The 5,342-nt window shown below is 55.8% G+C and carries 6 protein-coding genes; 4 read left to right on the top strand and 2 right to left on the bottom strand.

Annotation, left to right across the window (positions count from 1 at the left end; genetic code table 11):
* Positions 1-94 precede the first annotated feature (94 nt).
* Positions 95-1,111, bottom strand: coding sequence for a branched-chain amino acid ABC transporter permease (locus B3Z49_RS05300; protein ID WP_008889976.1), 1,017 nt, complete (start codon positions 1,109-1,111; stop codon positions 95-97).
* Positions 1,112-1,229: 118 nt separating this feature from the next.
* Entirely contained in the window at positions 1,230-2,591 is a 1,362-nt protein-coding gene (locus B3Z49_RS05305; protein WP_082923636.1) for an ABC transporter substrate-binding protein, read from the bottom strand.
* Positions 2,592-2,793: 202 nt separating this feature from the next.
* Here B3Z49_RS05305 and B3Z49_RS05310 point away from each other — a divergent pair, with 202 nt between their 5' ends.
* The 4 genes from B3Z49_RS05310 to B3Z49_RS05325 all read left to right on the top strand — a co-directional run.
* Positions 2,794-4,371, top strand: coding sequence for a helix-turn-helix domain-containing protein (locus B3Z49_RS05310; protein WP_286792612.1), 1,578 nt, complete (start codon positions 2,794-2,796; stop codon positions 4,369-4,371).
* A 118-nt stretch (positions 4,372-4,489) separates the two neighbouring features.
* A complete protein-coding gene (locus tag B3Z49_RS05315) occupies positions 4,490-4,873 on the top strand; it encodes a response regulator transcription factor (RefSeq protein WP_040823096.1) in 384 nt (127 codons plus the stop codon).
* 125 nt (positions 4,874-4,998) lie between these two features.
* Positions 4,999-5,136 carry a hypothetical protein gene (locus B3Z49_RS05320; RefSeq protein ID WP_286792614.1) on the top strand — a complete coding sequence of 46 codons (138 nt, stop codon included), beginning with the start codon at positions 4,999-5,001 and terminating at the stop codon, positions 5,134-5,136.
* A gap of 3 nt (positions 5,137-5,139) precedes the next feature.
* The coding region (locus B3Z49_RS05325) for a hypothetical protein (protein WP_296988671.1) at positions 5,140-5,342 on the top strand (203 nt) is incomplete at its 3' end.

Raw genomic sequence — 5,342 nt, forward strand, 5'->3', positions numbered from 1 at the left:
TGCAACCAGATCGGCATGGTCAGAACCACGACCGACAGGATGGCCATAAAGATCATATCTTTCTTGGGCGAGACGATTTTTGTATTTGACATTATTAGCTCTCCATCACGCCCCGGCGTCCCAGCAGACCACGCGGACGGGTCAGCAGAATGACGACGGCAACAAGGTAGATGATGATCTGGTCAATGCCCGGGAAGATGTCTTTTACCTCGGTCATGGACGAGAAGGACTGCAGGATCCCCAGCAGGAAGCCAGCGGCCACCGCACCGGGCAAGGAGCCCATGCCACCCACAACAACCACGACAAATGACAGCACCAGGAAGTCCATGCCCAGATGGTAATCCGGGGGCAGAACCGGCGTGTACATCACGCCTGCCAGACCCGCGACCACGGCCGCGATGCCAAACACAATCGTAAAGCGACGTTCAATATTGATGCCCAGAAGTTCGACCGTTTCGCGGTCGGCCATCCCGGCGCGCACCACCATCCCGTAGGTGGTGAAATGCAGGAACGAGAACACAAGACCAATGGTGATCAGCGAGAACGCCAGATAAATCAGACGCCACCACGGATAAACCACTGCTTCGCCCAGACCAAAGATCGCACCAACGGCAGCAGATCCGGAAACGATATCCGGTGCGCCCTGCGGGATCGGGTTTGCGCCAAAGGCGGCCTTGACCAGTTCCTGAAGCACGATGGCCAGACCAAAGGTCACAAGAATCTGTTCGGCGTGAGGACGCTTGTAGAAATGCCGGATGAGGGAGCGTTCCATGACAATGCCGATGAGCAACATCACCGGTATTGCCAGAATGATTGATAACGGTACCGACCAGTCAATGATCGCCGTCCCGGTATCGCCAAACCACAGTTCGAGGTAGGGCGTTTCCTTGTAGGCGTCAAAGAAGGTAACCGACTCATCCTTGACCTTGACCGAAAGGGTCAAAAGTTTTTCGAGAGTTACCGCGCAAAATGCGCCCATCATAAAGATGGCACCATGCGCGAAGTTCACCACGCCAAGCGTGCCGAACACCAGGGTCAGGCCAAGCGCAATCAGTGCGTAGGCACCGCCCTTGTCCAGACCATTCAGGATTTGAAGAAATATAGCGTCCATCAGATATCCGCCGCGTATTCGTAAGGGACTTAGTCAAAAGTCGTACAGGCCGAGGCCAGAGGGCAAACGGGCCGACCATTGGGAGATGGCCGGCCCTGCTTGCATCAATTTGGGTGCATCAGACTTGATACGGACCCAGTTCACCGCCGAACATGTCGGCCGGATACTCGACCTGTGACCGCGGCACTTCCTTGACGACTTCAAGAAGGTCGAAGTTGGACTGCGGGTTTTCTTTACCACGCACGACCAGAACATCCTTGAAGCACTGATGGTCTTCTGCACGGTACAGGGTCGGGCCATTGCCCGCGCCATCGAACTCGAAGCCTTCGAGCTGTTTGATGACTTCCCAAGGTGCGAAGGTACCGGCCATTTCGCAGGCGTTTGCATAAAGCAGCGTCTGGACGTAGCAGGTATGTGCAGCCTGGGACGGCGGGAAGCCGTATTCCTGACCGAACGATTTCACGAAGGCCTGCGAACCGGCATCCTGAAGCGACCAGTGCCAGTTGGTGGTCCCAAGGATACCTTTTGCAGCTTCGCCAGCACCCTGTGCCATCAGGCGGGAATACAGCGGAACAACGATTTCGAAGTTCTTGCCATTCACCTGCTTGTCACGCAGACCGAACTGAACGGCCTGGGTCAGGGAGTTGACCATGTCCTTACCATAGTGGTTCAGGATCAGGACATCTGCGCCAGAGTTCAGAACCGGGGTGATGTACTGGGAGAAGTCACCCGCACCAACCGGGGTACGCACCGTGTTGACGGTTTCCCAACCGATATTCTCGGTTGCGGCCTTAATCGATTCTTCCTGCGTCCAGCCCCAGGTGTAATCGGCCGTCAGGTGATAGGCGCGGCGTTCTGCGCCATACTCGTCGAGCAGAACCGGCGCAATCGCCTGACCGGACATATAAGCGTTGAAGAAGTGGCGGAAGCCATAACGCTTTTTGTCTTTACCGGTGGTGTCGTTCGAGTGGGTCAGACCCGCCATGAAGATGACGCCCATTTCCTGGCAAAGACCCTGCACGGCAATTGCCACACCAGAGGACGAACCACCGGTGACCATCGCCACATTGTCTTTTTCAATCATACGCTTGGCAGAAGCACGCGCAGCATCGGACTTGGTCTGGGTATCACCGGTCACGAACTCGACTTTCTTGCCGAGGATGCCGTTACCCTTAAGCTCAAGCGGCTTGATGGTATTGAGCATACCGCCGTCGCCTTCGCCGTTGATGTGCTTGACCGCAAGCTGATAGGCACGCAATTCGTCAGCACCCTCATCGGCATACGGACCGGTCTGCGGCACGTTGAAACCGAGTTTGACGCTGGCAGCACTGCCCGGATCACCCCGGAAGGTCTGGGCATGCGCGTTCTTGATGAAATGCATCGGGAAAGTGCCGCCGATGAGGGCTGCACCCGTGGTTGCCGCGGATCCCTTCAGGATCGTACGACGAGATACATTTCCGATAAGCTTAGTCTCCGACATGGTTTTCCTCCCCAATGTCTTGGGATCTGTTTCAGAGAAATCTGAGGCCTGTTTTTTGGTTCGTTTTTTTATCGACCTGACAAAACAATGAGGATCATCTGAAAATGAATCAACACCTAGTTGATATAAAAGAACTTTTTTGTAAATATATAGATGAGCTTTGTGAAAATTAGTAAATTCTGTCAACAGGCAAGACTTTAGTATGGCGCGTCAGGCCCCCATCGGACACCGCATTCGCGGACGGCGAAAAGACATCGGGATGACCCAGAATGCCCTGGCAAAGGCTGCGGGTATCTCGGCGTCCTACCTTAATTTGATCGAACATAACCGCCGCTCGATCGGCGGCGGGTTGTTGATGCGGATTGCCGAGGCACTGGAAATTCATCCTCATAGCCTGTCAGGGTCCGAGGAAAGCCGGTTGCTTTCGGATCTGGCCGAAGTTGCATCTGATCCGGTCTTTCGCACCACCCCGGTCGAAAGCCGCGAATTCCCCGCCATGATTGCGGCTTCACCGGGCATGATCACCGCATTCTTGTCGCTGTATCGGGCCTACCGCAGTGGTCTTGATGATATTGACGCGCTGTCCGAACGGCTCAGCCATGACCCGTTTCTGACCGAGGCCAGCCATTCGATCCTGACCCGGATTACCTCGATCCGGACAGTGGCCGAGATTTTCGATGACTATGATGATCTGTCACGCGACCAGCGGGCACGCTTTAACGCGACACTGGTGCGCGAATCCCAGCGCCTTGCCGAATCCGCGACCGAAATTTTCAACTTCCTTGAACGTGGCGAAGCCGGCCGCCCGGCCGCCAGCCCGGCCGAGGAAGTTGATGATCTGCTGTATGACAATGCCAACCACTTCCCTGCCCTTGAAGACCACGCCAACAAGATGCGCCCGGTGATTGATCCCGATGGCGGGCTCTATCTGACCGATCTGATCAATTATCTTGAAGACACCCACAACACCCGGATCGAACGCCGCCCGTCCGAGGACTTCCTGACAAGCGGCTATCAGTGGGATGCCAAGAACAATACCCTGCGCATTTCCCGCGCCCTTCCGATCACCTCGGCGCGTTTTCAGGCGGCACGCACCATTTGCCGGCTTGAAGCCGCCGACCCGATCAATGAGATCCTGGATCGCGCCCAGATTGGCAGCAAAGCCGGACGGGTTCGCGCATCCGAGGCATTGATTTCATACACTGCTGCCGCACTGCTGTTTCCCTATGACCTGTTTTTGGATGATGCGCGCAGCATGCGCCATGACATCGAACTTTTGCAGCAACGCTACGCGGCAAGTTGGGAACAGATCTGCCACCGCCTGACGACGCTTCGACGCCCGGGGGCCGAAGGCATTCCGTTTCACTTGGTGCGCACCGACATCGCCGGAAACATTTCCAAACGGTTCTCGGCATCAGGCCTGCAATTGCCGCGTTATGGTGGGGCCTGCCCGCGCTGGGTGGTGCACGAAGCCTATACCGCGCCCGAACGTGTCATTCCACAATTTGTCCGCCTGCCCGATGGCAGTGAATTTCTGTTTGTTGCGCGCGCCTTGCGGTCCGGGGCCGGGGGATATGGCGTTCCGCGCTCAGTTCATTCGGTGATGATCGGTTGCGACACGGCCTTTTCAAATGATGTGGTTTATGGCGACCGATTATCGCTTGATCGTCCTGAATCTGCGGTGCCCGTCGGGATTTCATGCCGCCAGTGCCCACGCGATGATTGCGCACAGCGGGCCTATGAAATGGCCGATGGCACGCCGAAAACCGCCAAAAAATGATCCGATGAGAGCTTTCAAGCAACGTCTTATGTATACCACCCCAAAGTAGCATTATCATTCAGCCCGTAAGTCGTTAGGATTGGGAATATAAAAATCCAAAAAATCGGGGAGAACGTCCTTGAATGAGAGACCAAAGGTCTTGATTGCCGAAGACGAGGAAACCATTGTCGAATCACTCAGCTTTCTGATGGAAAAGGAAGGCTATGACGTCAGTGTTGCAACAGATGGCCGTACGGCGATTTCGATGATTGCGCGCGATATTCCGGACATGGTTTTACTTGATGTCATGATGCCCGTTTGCGACGGGTTTGAAGTCGTGCGCGCAGCGCGTAACGATCCCAACACCCGACAAATGCCCATCATGATGCTGACTGCCAAAACCCGCGAAGTGGACCGCCGCAAGGGGCTTGAGCTTGGCGTGGATGACTTTGTCACCAAACCGTTTTCCACACGCGATGTTGTGTCCCGGGTCAAAGCCCTGCTGGAACGTGCGGAAAACTGAGACGCGCGTTTGCGTTCCCCATCAAGGCGCAGGAGGCCCCCATCACACCACCACGCAAACTTACCGAACGCGCCCTTGTTCTGATGCTGGTGGCGTTGTTCATCTGGCTGCCGCCGATTGTGGGGATGTTTTCGCTTGATGGCACGATCCTTGGCCTGCCGATCCTGTTTGTCTATTTCTTTGCCGGGTGGGCCATCCTGATTGCGCTGTGTGCTGTTCTGACCCGCGCGCTGCGCAGTGCCGCCCAGATCGAGAGGAAATAGCCCATGCTATCCTCGGAACTGGTCATCCTTGTGTCGCTGATTTATGTCGGTCTGCTTTATGCGATTGCATGGTGGGGCGACAAACGCGCGCGTGATGGCCATTCCTGGGTCCGCAACCCGACGGTCTATACCTTATCCATCGCGGTATATTGCACGTCTTGGACGTTTTATGGCGCGGTCGGAACAGCCGCGCGCAACGGGCTTGA

Source organism: Thalassospira sp. UBA1131, assembly GCF_002311515.1.
Classification (GTDB): domain Bacteria; phylum Pseudomonadota; class Alphaproteobacteria; order Rhodospirillales; family Thalassospiraceae; genus Thalassospira.